We start from the raw sequence: 18299 nt of genomic DNA, 5'->3' as shown, positions 1-18299 counted from the left end.
ATGATAAAAAATCAACTAACACCACCAAGGCATAATACAGTAAGTACATACTTGCCATTAAGAAGCAAAGATAAGCATTATAAATTCTGTTGGGATACAGTACTTGGTTATTTTACGCATGTTCTTTATGATAAATCCTTAGTGACAAAGACTATCGATGATTTTAAAAAGCTTTGTAAAATTCAATTTGAATCTAAATTAGATGAGCCAGAATTTTGGTTAGTACTTGAACAAATGTATTTTGAAGAAGGTCAGGTTTTTAATATTTCGCCGGAATTACTTATGTTTAAAGCGGTGAAAGGTGAAATAGATACAAATAGTCAGAATCTAGGTGAAATGTATGCAGGTTTACTCAACGGTTTTACAGTACCGAGTTCTGCCGAAAGCCAATTAAATTTTTTAGAAAAAGAAATAAAAACTGAGTTTGATAGTTTTTATGTAACAGGTAAAAATAACAGCAAGATTAACGTTATTACACCTTATTTACCTTTTTTAACTCATTATTTTCAACAAGACTTACTTTTACTTAGTAAAAGACCTCATTACTTTATAAGTAATTTCAATTTAATTATTCGCTTATATGGTTTTTTGTTTGTGACACAAATGGCGCTTAATATTAAGGATTGGGCTAATAATGAACCGAAAAATAAGCCTTGTTTTTTTATTCTTGATAATGAAAAAGCTAGTGATGAACGATTACAGGTTAAAAATTATGGTTATAGTCAACTTCACCACTATTTAGAGTATTTGTTTCCCTATTTAGCCATGAATGAAGCATTACAGGAAAAAGGGCAAACAAAACCACTGTGGATGTTGGCCACCTATTTAAAAGAGAATGATCATTATCAAGAAGAATTTTTTGAATTTGCGAATGACTTTAAGTCAAAGCGGAATTTAACTAAAGAAATAGATGCAAGGACCAGTGTTGCAATGCTTGCTGAGTTGCTTGAGCTGTCTCATCAACAGTTTTTATATCCACATGGAACGCCAGACAAAATAAAAATTAATGAGACTGTAGTAAAAGGTATTTTAGGTAATATATGTGAACCCTTTATTCAACACCGTGGTCGTGCAGGTCAAGTACTTACGTTTAATCAGGATTATATTGTCTTGCTCACTAATTTAGCCATTGGTGAGAAAGAAAAGTTACGCCTTCATGAACTCGTAAAAGCGTTTGAAGCCAGAGGTGTATTTTTTGATGAGCAAAGCCAGCAAAGTTTAATTGATTTTTATGAGCGCATGGGAAATGTTGAAAGAATGAGTGATAGCGGGGATGCGGTATATGTTAAAAAAACAGTTTGAACATTTTTTAGTCATTCATTTTAATGAGTGGGCAAAAGTTGAATTAAAGGTTGGTTATCGCTACCAGTTCAAAACACCCGCCATTGAGAAAGGTGAAGCACTCTATCAAGCTTTTATTGGTTTTTCTAATACGAGTATAAGCATTAAAAATGTTGAATTGAAAACTATTCAATACGACAGTGTAAAGCTGATCCCTGTTTTTCATGGCACTGGTAAAAATGGCTTTACTGAAAACTTTATCTCTCATTTACGTGATGAAGTATCTGCTCAGCAGGGAGAATTTAAAGGGACAGCTTTACTCATTATCCATAATTCTATGCTTGATACTCTGATTAATTCGACAAAAGATGTTGCTCAACCTAATTTTGTTTGGCACCCACAAAATATTAAGCTGCTATTACATGCAGAGATAAATCAAAATGACAGTAGTGCACAAATTTCTGAATGCCTGTTAGATTATCATTTTGATGAAATTGTTGAAGATGGTGCCACTATGTTTGGTTTTGAGCAGTTATTTTACTCAATTGATAATGGAGATTTGCAATTTTATGAGTTAGGGCTTTTAAAAGATGATCAGTTATCTAAAGAAGGTTGGGAAGGTGATCAAATAAGTCAGCGTTTAAAGGATAATAAAGAGTTAAGTGAGAAACTTGATTTTATAACCCACCATTTTCCAAATGAGCTGTTAGATAAATTGCCAGTATTAGACTTTAGTGAAAAATTCATTAAAGAACATTTTCCTGAGGGTGATATAGAGCAATACAAAACAACACTGGATTTAGGTCAGTGCTTTGCTGAACAAGAAAAAAATAGAAAAAACTTGCTTGAACTTGAAAGCGAAAAAGCGCCCTATACTAGTTTAATCTCTAAAGCTAAATCAGAGAAAGGCGCTGGGGCGAGAGAAAGGCATTTAATCATCTTATTAGAGCAGGAACAATATGCATTTGAACTCGAAATTTGCTTTTTAAATCAAAAGTTAACTGAGAGTTTTTGTAAGGTTCAGCACAATAAAAACCAGCCTGATGTACAATTTACCATCAAAAACTTAGGCGGTGTACGAAGCCGTGCAGTATTAACAGGCTGTTTTGACGGTCAAGCTCATTATTTTACTTTTCAGGTTAAAACAGATAAGCCTCAAGAAACACATAAATTTAAAATATTGGTTATAGGTAAAGAAGATTTCTACGTTGATGGATTTAAACATATTTACTTGATCGACCCAGCTAAAAAATGGTTGACACTTCAAACCGATGAACAAACATTACAAATTAGTCAATTAACGAATAGCTGCGTATTAAATAATAATGAGCAAGTATTTGATATGGCGGATTTCGGCATTGTTGATTTTAAACAACTTGCGAGTGAGTCTGATGACATTTGTTTTACTGTACAAGGAGAGACAAGCCAATTAACCTTTAATGTTGAAGGTGAGGTTGCAACGGACTCATTGGGTTTACCACTTATATTAGATCAAGGGCGTTTTAATCGTTTATTTACGGATGAATATTTTGGACAATTTAACCGCAGTAAAAATAAAGTGCTTATAGATAGTAAAGAAGTGGCACCAAAGGGAGAACGATTAAAGCTACTGCGATATGAAGCACAATTACTTGATAACCAATTATTGTCTAAATTTATCCTCGATACTGATATACAGTTGCTGGACTTAGAAGCCCATTATCCTGATTTATATTGTGCTTATAGGAGTTTGTTTGATTATTTGGTTAGTCATAAAACATTGCTAAGTTTAGTTTCATGGGGGAGTCGATTACGGGATTTGATAGAGCAAGTTGTAATTACTTATCAAGCAGGTATTGAAACTATTGATTACCATGCTCCATTACGGCCAGAACAAAAACTGCTGGTTAATATCGGTTTTGCTGAGTTTGATGAATACAGTTATATCAGTCCTTATCATCCTATTGTACTCGCTTATAATTTGAATTTAGCGAATGAATTACAAGAAGATAAAAAGAAAACAAGTAGCTTTAAAACACTACCTGCAGTAACGGTACAGCGTTTAACAGCGCAAGGTTTACTGCCTTTTATCTATCATCCTCAATATGGTTTTTCCTATAATCATGCTGAAAAAGAAAATGTATTTTGGTCAAAGTTAATTCCACAGCAAGAGAGCAGTTATGATTATGTTCGAACACTGGTAAAAGACAAAGTTGGTAAGTTTACAACAGCGTTTAAACAGTTATTTGTTGCAGAAAATAAGACGACACTGATTATTAACTCGATTAATAATCAACAAAATAAAGAATTGTTTTTAGGATTAATTGATTACATCAAACTTAAAAAAGATAAAGTGACCAATATCCATGTCAATTTATATGATGAAAAAGAGTGTTATAGCTGGTTTGATCGATTTGCTGAAATGGCCAGTTACGATGACTTAAAAGATCTTTGTGAGTTAAATAAAGCGGGGGAAAAGCAGCAGGCTGACAGTATTATCGAGTTACTTAGAACGCGTTTAACTTACAGTAAATATGAGCATGAAAAAGGAAACAAAGAGCAAGTGTATGCGCATATGTCATTTTTTAAAAATAATGAGCGGGTTCAAGCTGTTGATGTTGATTTATTAAAGCAAGAAAGTGGCGTGGTATGCCATGGCTTAATGCCGGGGGAGTCAGCATCGACTAAAAATGGTAGCTATTATACATCGTTTGGTTTGCAAGATGTTGATATTGAAAGTGCGCCACAACTGAAGTTGATAGCTAAGTATAGCGGTTTAATAAAACCCGCAAGACGTCACCATGAAGAATACAGCGCAGCTAAATCACAAGCTCTAGTGGTCACTGAAAATTTTAAAACGTTACTTGAACGTGCTTACGAAAACTCAATTTGGACCACGATCATTGATCCTAAAGTGACACTTGATTTTTTCCAAAATCAAAAGAATATGGTGCTAATTCATTACTCTGATAATTACACCAATTCTGTTAATTATGATGCCATTACGGTCACAAAACAAACTGACTTATATAATAAAGTTCTTGAAAATGATGATGGGGGGATCATCGAAGAGTTTAATGCGTTTAATGGTGAGTGGTTGTTAAATTTAGTTACAGCTAATGCCAATGAGCGTAAAGAAAAGCGCGGTATTATTGGCGCCTATAAGTATGTGAACTGTTTACTTGCTGAGTCGAATATTACTTGGGTACCCTTATCGGTTGCTGAAATCATTAGAGTTGCGGGTAATCTTGGTTTAAGTATGCGTGATAGTGATTTTTCACGGCACTCGCAAGGTTTTAAAAAAGGTGTTATTTCTGACGATATCTTATTTGTCGGTTTTAAACATCAACAAATGATTTTATTGCCTGTTGAAGTGAAAACAGGTAAGCGCCAAACTCACAGTAAAGGGGTACAGCAAGCCAAGGAGCTTAAGCGGTATTTTGAAGAGTTGCTTGGACAGAAAACGTTAGCTGGGCATTTATATCGTGGTTTGTTCATGCGTCAAATTTTGATGCAAATCGATAAGTATAAATTGTACAAGGTGTACGAAAGTAGCTACTTTAATATTATTGAGGCTAATCGCGCTCAATGGCTTCAAGGTGATTACCAGTTAGCAGAACTGGTCGATTACCCTGCCGGTTTCTTGTTCGTCAATGTTGAAGACAGTGATTTTACCAAAGCGTCTTTTTTGAAAGCACAAGATATATTAAAAATTGAATTGCCAGCAGGTAACTTAACTCACTGGGTTAAAACACCCATGCAAAAGTTAATTACGGAGTTAACTCCTGCTAAATTGCACCATATCGATGAAAAATACATTTTAAAAAAGAGGTGTACTATCACCTCAGTACAGCTTGAGTCGAATGATAATAGCACTTCTGCTGAGGAACAGATAAAAGATGAGAAAGAAATCCCGTCTATATCAAATATTATAGCTGAGCCTTTAGATGTTAAGTCAGAAGCACTTACTACGCAAGATGAAAAAGTGCAATCTGTCAGTATTTCAGGTAATGAAATTGAACGGAAAAAAATGCCTATTGATGTATTACAGGCTATTTATCAGCAGATCATTGATTGTTACTACAGTCACAATATAACAGTAACCAAACCCGCAATAGAGGATGCCTTTGTTGAAGGTCCAGCTTCTATTTTATTTAGGATAGAGCTAAATCCTGGCACTGATCCTAAACGTGTATTTGAACGTTCTCAAGCGCTTAAATTGGGCTTGAAATTAGATCAAGAACAGGAAGTTGGATTTGGTATCGATAAAGGCTGTGTCACTATTGATGTCCCTAAAAGCCAGCAACAACGCTATTTTGTTGATCAAAACGATATTTGGCCTAGTTGGCGACGTCCAGATAATGCGTTAGAAGTGCCATTGGGTGAAGATCGTTTTGGTGATGTCATTAAGCTTAATTTTTCATCATCAAACTGCCCGCACTTATTAATCGGTGGCACAACAGGCAGTGGTAAGTCCGAAGCATTGAATACTATTTTATACGGTATGGTAGAACATTACAGTGCGCAAGAATTACAGTTAATGTTAATTGACCCTAAAGGTACTGAGCTAAATGGTTTTGAGGGGTATCCACACTTACTTGGGCGGATAGGATTTGATGATGAAGATGCATTGCAATTACTCACTCAAGCGGTTGAAGAAATGCAATCCCGCTATGCGCAATTTAAAGCCCAAAATGTGCGATCTTTGCCTGATTATAATGCCAAGGTAAGTAAAGAGTCGCGGCTTCCTTGGTGGGTGTTAGTACTGGATGAATATGCCGATTTAACATCAGATAAAGAGATGAAAAAAGCGATTGAAGGGGAGCTCAAGCGCTTAGCGCAAAAAGCGCGGGCGGCTGGGATCCATTTAATTATTGCAACGCAAAAGCCCAGTGGTGACGTGATCAGCACCAACTTACGTTCTAATTTGCCCGCGCAGCTTGCACTTAGAGTGAAAAATGGTACTGAAAGCCGCGTTATACTCGATGAACAAGGCGCCGAAGTGCTCAACGGTAAAGGGGACGCTTACCTCAAATCAGAGGGTAAATTAGTTAGAATTCAGTGTGCAAGAGTTAGTTTAATTAGGAAGATATAGTGGAAAAAATCTCTTTTGAATATGATGCAATTCAAGTAATACAAACAGAAAATAGTAAGCCATTAATCTTATTTGGAGCAAAAGTTTCTGAAATTGAACGGTGGGCTGGTATACCACAGAAAAAAACTTTGAACCCAGGTTCGGCTGAGACAACAGGATTTCAGCGAACTGAAAATAATTCAAGACTTAACCAGCTAACTAGCTTTTATAAGAATAAAAATAACGTTGTACAAAATAATTTAATATGTAGTTTGAGGAAAATTGAGGGCTGTAAAGTTGAGTTTAATTCAAATAACGGGCAAGGAAATGTTGGAAAACTAAAAATTGAGTTTCCTAATTTTTATAGTGCCCCTTGGGTTAATTTGTTTTCACTTTTAAGATGCTCGTTAGAAGCACGCATTGGTGAAGTTAGTATTGATAAATCTTCATCAAAATACTTAGATTTAAAATCGCAGATAGGTCTTTCGGGCATAAGTGATAACTATTCTTTCGATGACAATGACAATGACAATGACAATGACAATGACAATGGTAATGATGATGACAATACTGGTGATAGTGTTAACGCTGCAATTTATGAAGAAAGTCACTTAAATGACTTTTTAGAAGATATTGCTATTCGACATGAATTGTTAAAAGAACTTGGTGAAGAAGAAATCGAGGAAAGCAAATTTCTTGGCTTCGATCGCATTTCTTTACTTTCTTTTTTACTACCTATAACTTTAGTTGACGGTCAACATAGACTAAAAGGGGCTGTATTAGCAGCCGAAGCGACAGTTAATGAGAGAACTAATGAAGGGGTTGAGCTTATGGAAAAGGGGTCTTCACCTGATGATGTTTTCAATAAACTTAAACATAAGTATTCAAGAGAGTTACCAATTTCATTATTGATGGAAGACGAACCTAAGGAACAAGTATTTCAATTTGTTGTTATAAATCAAAAGGCTACTCCTATAGGGAAATCTCTTTTAGGTACAATTATTTCCACAACATTAACAACTACTGAAATGGAAGATGTTAATGAACGCCTTCTATCCTCAGGAATAGCCCTAGATGATGCTCGTGCAATTACTTGGGCAGTTAGAAACCCAGTTAGTCCATTTTATAGGTTAGTGGAAAGGGGCACTCAGAATGAAGGTAAAGATTTATTACAATGGAATGTAATGGGTTCGCTTATTCAAATTTTTAGAGAATTAAAAGGGGGCAAGTTATTTCATGCAAAGAATGATTTTGCAAAGAGGTGGAAAGACAAATTTCTTGCAACTAGCGATTTAGTCCAATCAAGTAATACTGCAGATGCTTTTCAAGAATGGAGTGCTTTAGACGGTCCTTGGCAAAAGGTTTTTATTGCATTTTGGGATAAGGTAAAAGTTGAATTATCTCAGAGCCATAATCCAAGTAGGTATAATTACTGGGGTAACACTAGAAAATCGAATATCTTTAATAAAATCTCACTGACAATTCTAGCTGCCGATTTCTTTAAATTTCTTGTTACTACTAGAGCTGCGATAAACAGAATAGAATGTATAGATAGTTTAGTGGATGATTGGTTAGAAGACGTTAATAGGTCGTATTTTGATCAAGACTGGGAGTTATCAGGGATTAAAAAAGATAGCCCAGGTATTAGAGCAAGGTGGTCAGAAAACTGGGCTGAATATCGAGAAAGCCCGGAGCAACTTCCCTACATAAAAACTTTTAGAAATCCTAAAAAATAATGGTATTGCCAATAGAGAGTCAATTGGCTGGTAGTATCTTACAGTCAAGTAATAATTGGGACTTAGATGTTCAAAAAAAATTATCAGAGTATAAGGCACCTGATTATTTAATGGGTCCGAGGGGCTCATTGCTACAAGGTGATATATCTAGAGAATGGTTTAAATGGATAGTAGATCAATTTGTAGACAAGAGCTTTTTAAACAACACCATCCACTATTATCAAGTATATTCGGATGTACTTCTCAGTGTTGAACATTTGGTAGGAAACCAAAAAGATGATGACGATAAGAAGAATATAGCAAAATTAATTAGTGATGTGGTTTTTGAACGTATTAAATTCTTAAATTCTGAAGAGCGCAGAAGAAAAATTATTTCGCTCTCTTTAAAGGAGGATTTACTAAGTATTTATGGACCTAAACCTAGATGTTGGCTAACTGGGTTAGAGTTCTCTAGTGATGCCTTATTTAACTTCACAGCCAAGAAAATAGATAAAGTATCTTTAAAGCTTCCTGTATATGTAGATAAATATAGGCCCATAGGTGTTAATGATAGAGATTTAAGTATTGAGATTGATCATTTATATCCATTTTCCTATGGAGGTAAAGACGAATTAGATAATTACCGCTTAATATGTGGATGGGCAAATAAAGTTAAAAGTAACCATGTTACCGGATATAGTACAGGCACAAGAGTTAGTGGGGCTAATAAACTTTATCCAAATAGTTTTTATTATTGGGTTGTTCGAACTATAGGGCTTAAACGAAAATGTGAGGTAGCTAATTGTCAAAGAACTATAGATAATTCAGAATTAACAGTATGTTCTCAATTGGGGAATAGCAAAGCTATAACCCCTGTGAGTATGAAGGTCGTATGTAAAAAGCACGATACGAGAAAGAACCGTTATGTACCAAGAAATTTAAGTAAGGAGCCTTTTCATATCTAAAAAACCAATCCCACGATTCAGATGTAGCTTAACAAAATCAGCAAAGTGCACACCATCAAGGTGGGCACTTTGTTGTTGAAAAGTCTCACGCAATAGGGCTAAATACACCTCAGCATATTCTCCTGCGAAGACTTTCCAGCTCATTTCAACATTACTGTCTGCTGGAATGGTTTCTACTGGAGGGACGCTGTCTTCAGCTAGCGACAGACACAAAGCCCAGCGGCATAATACATTCCAATTTTCGATGCCCGTTTTTCTTTTGAGGCGGATCAGCTGTTGTTTTTGCTTTTCTGACAACTTAATGAAGTCGATTGTATGGGGAGTGTGATTTGTCATTAAAAGTACCCCGGTGTAAAGGTTGAAGACTGTTGTTGTTCATCAAAATGAATATAATATTCACGGCATATTTGGGGTTTTAATTGCTGATAATACTTATCGACAATTTCTTCATCGGTCGATAGCAAAATGACTTGTTTTCCGGCATAGGGGAAATAATTTTTAATTAACTTAGCGCGGTGTTTTCCATCTAAACGACCGAGAGGTGTGTCAATGATGGTGGGGATTTCTTTGCCAGAAGCCTCAGCTAAACCCCATAAAATAGCAATGGCGAGTAACTGGCGTTCACCTGCAGATAATCTATCCGTTGACATTTCAGTGCTTGTTGAGTCAATCAGTGACAGTGAGAATGTTGTCGGGCAAATTTTTATGTTTTTAACGAGGTTTACTTTACGGTTGAGATCATTAAAGTTATCTTTGATATGGCGCTCTAGTGATTCAACATTTTCTTGAATGAGTTTCAATGAAAATGATTGCATTGTGCTTTTTAATTTTTCGATATGTTCAGCCACTTGAATGGCGCGTTTTTGCTCAAAGGTCTCTTTATTTTGTTGAGTCAGTAAATTGGCATAGCGGGTATTGAGTACTTCATCTCTAGCTTGGTGTTGTGTGAGTAATTGCTGCTTTTGTTTAATTAAAACAACATTATTCTTATATTTTATTTCATGATAGGCGAGATCATTGAGTAGATGTTGGACGGTTTCATAATCCGGAATGGACTCGAGCTTTTTATCAAATAAGGCTTGTTGTTCTAACAACTGTTCTTTTTGTGAAATTAAGTTTGATCGTGTTTGTGCATCTAATTCGATTTTTTCATTAAGCCCATTAAAAATGGCGATGTTGGTATTTAAGTAACACTCGGTATTGGCTATTGCTTGACGTTCATGAGCCATTGCTGACATGGTTTTTTCTAGTGTTGCTAATGACTTTTTAGGTATATTCTCATCGATTAAAGTTTGTTTGATCGTGTTTTCATACTCGCTGATGGCACTTTGAATAACCTTGGCTTGAGTGGCTTGATTTTCTTCAATCACTTGTTGTTGAGTACGCGTGATTAATGAACTCACTAAGCCAAGTGGACCTGCGCCAGCATCAAGCTTCACTCGCTCAGCAAGGTTTGTTTTTAGTTTCTCTTCAATGGCGCCTAATTCAAATTTGATGTTATCACGCTCGTCAATTAAATGAGCCCCTGCGTTGCGTACTTTTTGTCTGGCTTTATTAATATTAAGATTGCAATCACTGGCTTGTTTTTCAAGCTCGGCAATGTCTTTTTTAAGCTCCGATACTAAATTTGTCTGTTCAGTAATTTCGGCTTCTAGAGTGGTTACTTTATGAGAAACACGACTGTCTAGGTTATCACCTTTTCTTTTTCGCTCAACGTTGGTTAAATCGATGTGCAGCTGCGATAACAGGTCAAGACCAAGCAAGTTTTCAATACCAGTTTTAATTAATTCCGCGCTACGGTCCGGATGGGCTAAATTTTCAATTTTTTCACCATCAAAAAAGAATAAATCAGATAAGCTAAGCGGAATAAATTCATTAACGAACTCATCCCAATATTGGCTTAAATGTGGATCTTCTTGCTGATTGCAGTAAACAATGACTTTATCTTTAACGTCTTTTAGTTGGGTGTTCCACGAACGAGTGACAGTGAACTCATTGGTCGTTGTTTCGCTAGTATGGCTAAAGGTAAGGGAGAGCTCCACAATATCATTTGCTTGTGCGTAACGGTTTTTGGCGTTGGTTAAATAAGCGCCGTAAGCTTGATGGCCTCGGTTTGAGCATTTAGCATGTTTACCATAGAGCACCAGTTGCAGTGCATCTAAGAAAGTCGTTTTGCCGCCGCCATTTAGGCCACCAAATAAGATTATGGGTTGCATTTCGGTGACGGATAAATTAACTGTGTGGCGGCCTTGGTAAATACCAAAGTTTTCTATAATAAGTTGCTTAATTATCATCTTGTACCTCTTCGAAATCGATGAGCAATGAGCTATAACCTTGTTCTTTGATCGATTTCGTTACCATGATAATTTTTTCTTGAATGCTATTTTTGTCATCGTCAGTTAAGTTAGGTGAATTATTGAGTTGGATTTGCAAGCGATGGCGCTCACGTTCAAGGGCAAACTGCTTCGCTTCAAATAATGTATTGAATGCACCTTTATCAAGACTGGTGGTTAATTCATCCGATAGGTGAGCTCTGCGCAGTTGGTTTTTATGTTTATTGGCGATACTCATGACTGAGCGCATTTGCTGATAAAGTAAACCATCTTCATCGCCTTGTTCTTGGCAATGTTGCTTAAGCTTGTTTAATACATCAAGATTTAAAATTGGGTGATGTGCACGCTGCTTGCCCGGATAGTCTTTTTTTAGTACTTGCTGATAAATCTTCGGGACACTGTCTTCAGCTTCATGTTTTTCCTCAAGCCAGATCCGGCGAATTTCTTCTAGCTCTTCAAGAGGTAATAACTCTAAGTTTTTAACTTCTATGGGCCCTAATTGTTGAACGGCTTGTTGAGCTTCAAGTACCTTGCCTAGTAGATGTTCTCTGAAAGATTGAATATAAGGACCCGGGACGAGATCTGCACCGTGTTTTGAGACATGAACGGTTAAATTACCGTTCATACGCCTAAAGTCTCGATTGGCTTTATCTCGAGTGAGCTTTTCTATTTTTTTTGCTCGATTAGCATCATTAACTTCAATTTCATTGCGAAGTGATACCAAAGGATACATCCATTCTTTTTCCTCATCGTTTGAAATCATGGCATTCATTGATTTATCTTCAGACACCATGGTACAGACATAGCAGCCAAAACGACTGTCACCACAACTTTGAGTGGATTTGTCAACAACTAATGGGCATTCACCACCTTCAGTAGCCCCTTGGTACATGCCCATTAAATCATGATTGGGGAAGTTCCATGGGTTATCAATACTATTGAGATAAATCCAAACATCATCATTGCTCCAACTTGAAATGGGTGTATAAACCCAGACACGCTCAAGAGAACCATTTTCGGTTAAGCCAAGCGCTTTACGCGTATTGGTTTCAGAGTTTTCAAAACGTTCCATACTGGCGGCTCGGGCTGTACTTTCTGCTTTTCGTGTGCCGAGAACTAAAATGGCCTCTCCATTTTTGTCTGCCATATTTTGGATAAATGTATTGGAGGGGGAAATTTTTAAACGGTCGGTACACCAACGAAATTTATATCGCGGTGCAGGGTATCCTTTACCAATTAAATTAACCCAAAATCTATCTTTGACGGCAGGCGTTAATCTGTGGGGGATTATAGGTAAACCTTGTTTTTTTGCAGCTTCAGACATTCGCTCGAGAGATTTTCCTACCCACATTGCTACTATGGGATTTTCGACTAACGTGTCTGTACTAATAACATGTACTTGCTTATTACATTTACCTTCTTGAGCTAACTCTTTTAAGGCATACCAGATTAACTGTAAAATAGCCGTTGAGTCTTTTCCGCCACTGTACCCAATAACCCAAGGTATAGAGTCACTTTGGTAAAGCATTTTGATATGCTGAATGGAGTCATTTATCGTGATTTGTAGCCCTCTACCATTAAATGGGGTCTTCACATTTTGCACTTCATTTGTTCCCATTGCGGGCCTCTAAAAATTTGTTTTCTTCTATTTGCTCTTTCTGGGTTAAAGGCAAATCTAAATAATGCTTAATTCTTATCATAGTGAGTTTTGCGGCGACGCTTGAATTACGCATTGCGCCATTCACAACGCAGCGGCCTTCCCAATCTTTCTTGTTACTACGATCCCAGTTGAGCTTTTTGAGCTTTTTGAGCTCTTTGCCTAGATTGCAATTATTTTCGAGTAATTGTTTTCCAACCATGCCTAATGCTTGCAGAGTGACCGAGTGCGCATTTATACATTCTTTTCTAACATCATGAGCTGACATTTCATCTTTATAGACAAACATCCATACAGGTAAGTTACTGACAACGGCATCCCAAAACTTTGTCGCTAACGGAAGTAATTTCTTATGGTTTTCTTGGGTTATATCTTCGAAAAGCTCACTCGTTGCTTTGTTTAAAGCACTATGTGTTATTAATTTCTTCGAGCGAGGACCTAAGTTGCTCTCCTCCATGTGTACGAGTTTTGAAAGCTTTACACTGTTAACAATTACCGTTTTTGATAAAATTGATGATGCTTTATCATCGTAGGTAATGCTAAGCGAACGATCTGTTTTAACTGGGTATAAGTTCAAGTCTTTAAAGATTTTCTGTCTATCTTCAAGGGTTTTTTGAGCAAAGAAAACAACTGAGATAGTTTCTGTTGCTAATGTTGGATCTTGTTCCAGCGCTTTCAATATTGCCGCATTTCGGTGTTGACCATCCGTGATGAAGACATCGGCATCCTCATCAATAATAAGCGATCCAATTTTTTGTTCATGAGGTTGTTCACCAATTGGTGCGAATGTGCTTTCACCATCGATACAAGCCGTTATGGCTGAGAATACGTAATTATCTCGTTGGTTAAGTATATAGTTTGTGATTTCAGGTATGCGGTCTGCATTGAGACTTCGTTGAGCCCTTGCTTCAACAGGAAGGGCACCTTCATCAAACGTAAAAACCTTTTTAAGTCTCTTTAGTGGGCACATAACGATATAATATTCGTGACCGGATTGGATGCCTCGAATCGCGGGGAATGACGTGCCTGAGATTATTGGATTCATTGTTCAGTATCACTATTGTTGGCTGTTTTATGTTCGTAAGAAATTGTTCGTGTGTTCGTACGAACAGGGCGGTAGAATAGCTGAAAAAGATGGACTTGTCTTGCTTGTTTTAACCTACATAGGACTTTTTAATGGCTTTATATTTAGATTGTAACGCGACCACTCAGGTAATTGAGCCTGTTGCTGATTTAGTGTGCAAATTGATGGTAGAAGAATATGGTAATGCAGGTAGCCGTACACATACTTACGGCCTTGATGCTAAAAGGTATGTTGAAAAAGCAAGACAGCAGGTAGCTGATGTTGTTAGTGCAAATAAAACAGACATTATTTTTACTAGTGGTGCGACAGAAAGCAATAACATCGCCATTTTGGGGCTAGAAAAGTTCGGCAAGGAAACGAATAAAACACATATCATAACGACAGAAATTGAGCATAAAGCGGTTTTAGAGCCGATTTTAGAACTTGAAAAGAGAGGATTCCAAATCACTTGGTTAAAACCAAATAAAGAGGGATTAATTAACCCTCAAGATTTGGCCGCTGCACTTCAAGATAATACCTTATTAGTATCAATCATGTTTGTGAACAATGAGACTGGATGTATTCAACCTCTTGAATTATTTAGTGAGGTATTGGGTGAGCATGATGCTTTTTTCCATGTTGATGCAGCGCAGGGTTTTGGAAAGTATATTGAACCGTTATGTGAACAACGGATAGATATGATCAGTATCAGTGGGCATAAGGTGTATGCACCTAAAGGCATTGGCGCATTAGTCATGCGTAAGCGGGGCTATATTAAGCCGCCTTTAACGCCTATTTTATTTGGTGGTGGACAAGAGAAAAAGTTACGGCCCGGAACCTTGGCAGTTCCTCTCATTGCAGGGCTAGGTTTAAGTAGTGAGCTTGCTGTGAAGCATGGAGATGAAAGGAAAAAACATGCGAGTATGATTAAAGAGCAAGTTTTAGAATTATTAAATGCTTTAGGGGCCAAAATTAATGGCAGCAATACGTCTGATTATGTCATTAATTTTTCTGTTCCAGAGCTTAATTCTGAAGCGGCCATGGTAGCGTTTAAAGATGTTGTGGCCGTTTCTAATGGCTCAGCTTGTACATCTAGTTCATATATACCGAGCCATGTTCTTGTTGCTATGGGAATGGATGAAAAAGAGATAAACGGTGCGATAAGAATGTCTTGGAGCCACATGACTAATGAGATACCATTAGTACAACTGCATGAAAGGATTAAGCAATTATTATAACCTTATGAAAATTTATGAAGCAGCTATAAAAGCGTTAAATATTTTAAATAAACCATCTAATATTGAATTGGTTTATTCAGTAATAATAGAGAATCAATTATATCAGTTTGGCTCTAAAACTCCTCTAGCTGCTTTGTGAGTGACAATGGATCGTCATTGTTCTAATAAAAATATTTCCCAGATGCATAAAGATAGGTTTTTTTATAAGCATTCAGATAGTACTTTTGAGTTATTAAAAGAATACAGACTTGAACAAACAATAGTTTATGAAGTTAAACAGCCTACAATGTCTGAGCTTCAAGCTGATAGTTGTATTCGACAGAACAATGAATTAGCTATTGTTCAAAATGAAAAAGCCAAACGTGAAATACTTGAGCATTTACGCTCAGTTAGCCCACAGTTATTTGAGAATTTCAGTCGTCATTTTTTATCTCGATATGGATTCACGAATATGCAAGTCACATCATTTAGCCGTGATGGTGGTATTGATGTGAAAGGTGCTTTAAAAATGGGTATTGCAAAAATGGGGGGGTACAGCCCAATGTAAGCGATACGCAGTTCACAATAAGGTTGGTAGGCCTGACGTCTCACAATTTAGAGGGGATATTACAGGCGAGTTTGAGAAAGGCATTTTTATCACAACCAGTAGTTTTACCAAAGAGGCGATGGCTATTTCATTCAAACCAGGCTGTGTTCCCATAATCTTGATTGATGGAGAGCAATTGGCTGAAATTATGATAGAAAAAGGCATCGGAATACAGAAACAATCAGTAGAGGTGTATGATTTTGATGCCGATCTTGTTTTTGAGTAGTTTTTAAGAGTTCGATCTATTCTTTAAGCGTATTCTATTCTAACCGATAAAATCGATAACCTCTGATCTCGAGTCCTTTATGTTTTAAACTGGCTTTGATTTGATTGAGTGTGCTGGGATTTTCTAGCTGCTCAAAAATGCCTTCTTTATACAGTCGTTTATCAAAACTGCTTTGTTTCTTATTATCGCTAAAGTCTTCATTGAGGTATTGGCTTTTATAAACCAGTGGCGGTCTGCGTTCGGCGTCGATATAATCGAAAAAATCGACATCGAGCTGCCACATTTTCACTTTTATTCGCTCTCGTAAGACGGGCAGGGGAGTGGTGTCAAAGTTATCGTATCCCATGAAACTGACTTTACCTGACGTGATATGAATTTTGACTAAATCAATATCATCTAGCTCACCATAGAGTTGAATGGCTGCGCCGACATAGACTCTTAATAATGCGGGTAAATCGTCAATAAAGTGCTTATGAAGTGCTAGTGAGTGGCCTTGATTCAATTTACTGGCGGGCAAATCGTTATGGGCTTGAATGCAGGCTTGTTCAATGAGCGCAGTATCAGCGATGGAAAATAATAATTGTTTTGCTTCAGTAATGGCGACCTTATAAGTATCAAAGAAGACTTTTATATCGCGTTTTTGCTCATCGGGTAAACGTTGGTAACCTTTGTGTTGCTCAAATTGGCTTAGCGCAAAATAGACGAGTAAATCTTCTCGGCGTAATGAGGCGGCGCAATCGAAGGTTATCTTGGCTTGCTCATCTTGTACTTGAAGCAATAAAGCAAAGGCTTTCTTGGTATTACCGCATACCACTTGGAGTGCCTTCATATCAGAGAATTCTTCATTGACAGGCAGTCTTCCGAGCACTAGACACCGTTCCCAAAAAGCATTGAGCAGAGGTTGATGTTGAGTGAATAGCAATCGTGCTTCTACGTCGCTGGTGGGCGTTGGCCGTGTAATTTGTTGCCATTGGTGATGACGTTTATGGCGACTCGCTAAAAAACGCTGCTCTTCAATTTTGTCACGAAAAATATAATAAATACCAGGGGCTATTGCGATGGCATTTTCATCAAGTATTCGCTCAATATACCCCTTTAACTCTGCTTGAGCATAATACTTTTGGAAAGTATTGCGTGAGGTGATGACGCCATCTTTGTAGGGCGTAAATTGGTTAATATAAGCCTCATTGGCGATCATGGCTGAAACGACTAACAGTTTTTGAGTGAGTGCCCATGCTTCCAATAACGTTTCACTACGCTCAGTTTTATCTTCTATGACGTTAATGACAAAGCCCAGATTGACCAGATCGGAGCTGATTTTTTCTGCATCGGGTTGAAAATTAGGATCCCAGCCGAGTGCATCGAGCCCATGTGCTTGTAATTCGATGAGATCGCCTCCTTGCCCGCAACCATAATCAAACAAACTGAAGTCACCGTTTAAGAACCCTTGTTTGGCTAATTGTTTCATAGGGGCACTGAGCTCATGCCTAACTATGGCGGTTTTATGTCTATCGACACTGTGCTTGAGATCATCATTGGTGATTTTGCTGGTCTCATTTGAGCGTTTAAAGAGTCTGCCTTCAATAAGATTATAACCTTGTTGATTGATGATTTTTTCCCAAGACTGTTTGAAACCAATCATGCGGGTATTTTCATATAACCCTGCTGCTTCACCTTCCTGTGTGAGGGCTTTAAAATGAAGGTAGCTTGGGTGAGATCTTGGGATCATGGTTTCTTTGCGATGCAATATTGGGGGGTTGTCGAAGGCTTGATATTGAGTAATACGATGAGACAGCTTATTGAGGTCCACAGTGACACTTTGAGTGAGCGCAGGGTAAGACTCATCAAAAAAATCGGGGTAGGATAATAAAGACAATTTGAAATTATTCTTACTGAGTTTGGCAACATGCCATTGCTCACCATCAATATTTAAAGCTTTGCCAACTGCGATAATAAACTGGACGAGTATAGGCTGTAGCGAATCAAAAGCCACTTTATGAATATAGTGGGCCTCGGGGAGTTTTTTACCGAGTGGCATCTCTTTTACTAGCTGTTTAAATGTATTCGCATCCATTGCGTGTCTCAGTCAATTTTAATGAGATTATTTTGAGGTAAAAATAATATATTCGATCAATAGGGAAAGTGGAACACAGCATAGCTTTTTATTGAATTTAGCGGCTTT

At 37.2% G+C, this 18299-nt stretch carries 12 protein-coding genes; 7 read left to right on the top strand and 5 right to left on the bottom strand.

Annotation, left to right across the window (positions count from 1 at the left end; genetic code table 11):
* From dptG to Q0779_RS09015, 4 genes are read left to right on the top strand one after another with little or no spacing between them, the layout of a single operon-like run.
* Positions 1-1302 (top strand): DNA phosphorothioation-dependent restriction protein DptG, encoded by a 1302-nt coding sequence (gene dptG, locus Q0779_RS09030; RefSeq protein WP_298771804.1) that lies wholly within the window; start codon positions 1-3, stop codon positions 1300-1302.
* Complete coding sequence (gene dptH / locus Q0779_RS09025) at positions 1283-6355, top strand: DNA phosphorothioation-dependent restriction protein DptH (protein WP_298771802.1); 5073 nt, start codon at positions 1283-1285, stop codon at positions 6353-6355. The genes dptG and dptH overlap by 20 nt, the downstream gene beginning before the upstream one ends.
* Positions 6355-8070, top strand: a complete 1716-nt coding sequence (locus Q0779_RS09020) for a hypothetical protein (RefSeq protein WP_298771800.1) — start codon at positions 6355-6357, stop codon at positions 8068-8070. Before dptH ends, Q0779_RS09020 begins: the two co-directional genes overlap by 1 nt.
* A 23-nt stretch (positions 8071-8093) precedes the next feature.
* The gene (locus Q0779_RS09015; RefSeq protein WP_298771798.1) at positions 8094-9014 is read left to right on the top strand and encodes an HNH endonuclease domain-containing protein; all 921 of its coding nucleotides are present in this window, start codon (positions 8094-8096) and stop codon (positions 9012-9014) included.
* Here Q0779_RS09015 and dndE read toward each other — a convergent pair.
* Genes dndE through dndB form a run of 4 tightly spaced genes read right to left on the bottom strand, consistent with a single transcriptional unit; the run spans position 8988 to position 14049 of the window.
* Positions 8988-9350, bottom strand: coding sequence for a DNA sulfur modification protein DndE (gene dndE / locus Q0779_RS09010; RefSeq protein WP_298771796.1), 363 nt, complete (start codon positions 9348-9350; stop codon positions 8988-8990). The genes Q0779_RS09015 and dndE overlap by 27 nt on opposite strands.
* Entirely contained in the window at positions 9350-11308 is a 1959-nt protein-coding gene (gene dndD, locus Q0779_RS09005; RefSeq protein ID WP_298771794.1) for a DNA sulfur modification protein DndD, read from the bottom strand. Before dndD ends, dndE begins: the two co-directional genes overlap by 1 nt.
* Positions 11298-12965, bottom strand: a complete 1668-nt coding sequence (dndC, locus tag Q0779_RS09000; protein ID WP_298771792.1) for a DNA phosphorothioation system sulfurtransferase DndC — start codon at positions 12963-12965, stop codon at positions 11298-11300. The genes dndD and dndC overlap by 11 nt, the downstream gene beginning before the upstream one ends.
* Complete coding sequence (gene dndB / locus Q0779_RS08995; protein WP_298771790.1) at positions 12952-14049, bottom strand: DNA sulfur modification protein DndB; 1098 nt, start codon at positions 14047-14049, stop codon at positions 12952-12954. Before dndB ends, dndC begins: the two co-directional genes overlap by 14 nt.
* A gap of 131 nt (positions 14050-14180) precedes the next feature.
* On the opposite strand from dndB, the gene dndA reads away from it, so the two are divergent.
* From dndA to Q0779_RS08980, 3 genes are all read left to right on the top strand, one after another.
* Positions 14181-15305, top strand: coding sequence for a cysteine desulfurase DndA (gene dndA, locus Q0779_RS08990; RefSeq protein WP_298771788.1), 1125 nt, complete (start codon positions 14181-14183; stop codon positions 15303-15305).
* A 145-nt stretch (positions 15306-15450) separates the two neighbouring features.
* The gene (locus tag Q0779_RS08985; RefSeq protein WP_298771786.1) at positions 15451-15852 is read left to right on the top strand and encodes a restriction endonuclease; all 402 of its coding nucleotides are present in this window, start codon (positions 15451-15453) and stop codon (positions 15850-15852) included.
* Positions 15821-16117, top strand: a complete 297-nt coding sequence (locus tag Q0779_RS08980; RefSeq protein WP_298771784.1) for a restriction endonuclease — start codon at positions 15821-15823, stop codon at positions 16115-16117. Before Q0779_RS08985 ends, Q0779_RS08980 begins: the two co-directional genes overlap by 32 nt.
* Positions 16118-16151: 34 nt before the next feature.
* On the opposite strand, the gene Q0779_RS08975 is transcribed toward Q0779_RS08980, so the two are convergent.
* On the bottom strand, positions 16152-18191 hold the full coding sequence (locus Q0779_RS08975) for a DNA phosphorothioation-associated putative methyltransferase (protein ID WP_298771783.1): 2040 nt from the start codon (positions 18189-18191) through the stop codon (positions 16152-16154).
* Positions 18192-18299 lie beyond the last annotated feature (108 nt).

It is taken from the genome of uncultured Shewanella sp., assembly GCF_947491715.1.
In the GTDB taxonomy this organism is placed as follows: domain Bacteria; phylum Pseudomonadota; class Gammaproteobacteria; order Enterobacterales; family Shewanellaceae; genus Shewanella.
This window is presented reverse-complemented; position numbering and strand designations above follow the sequence as displayed.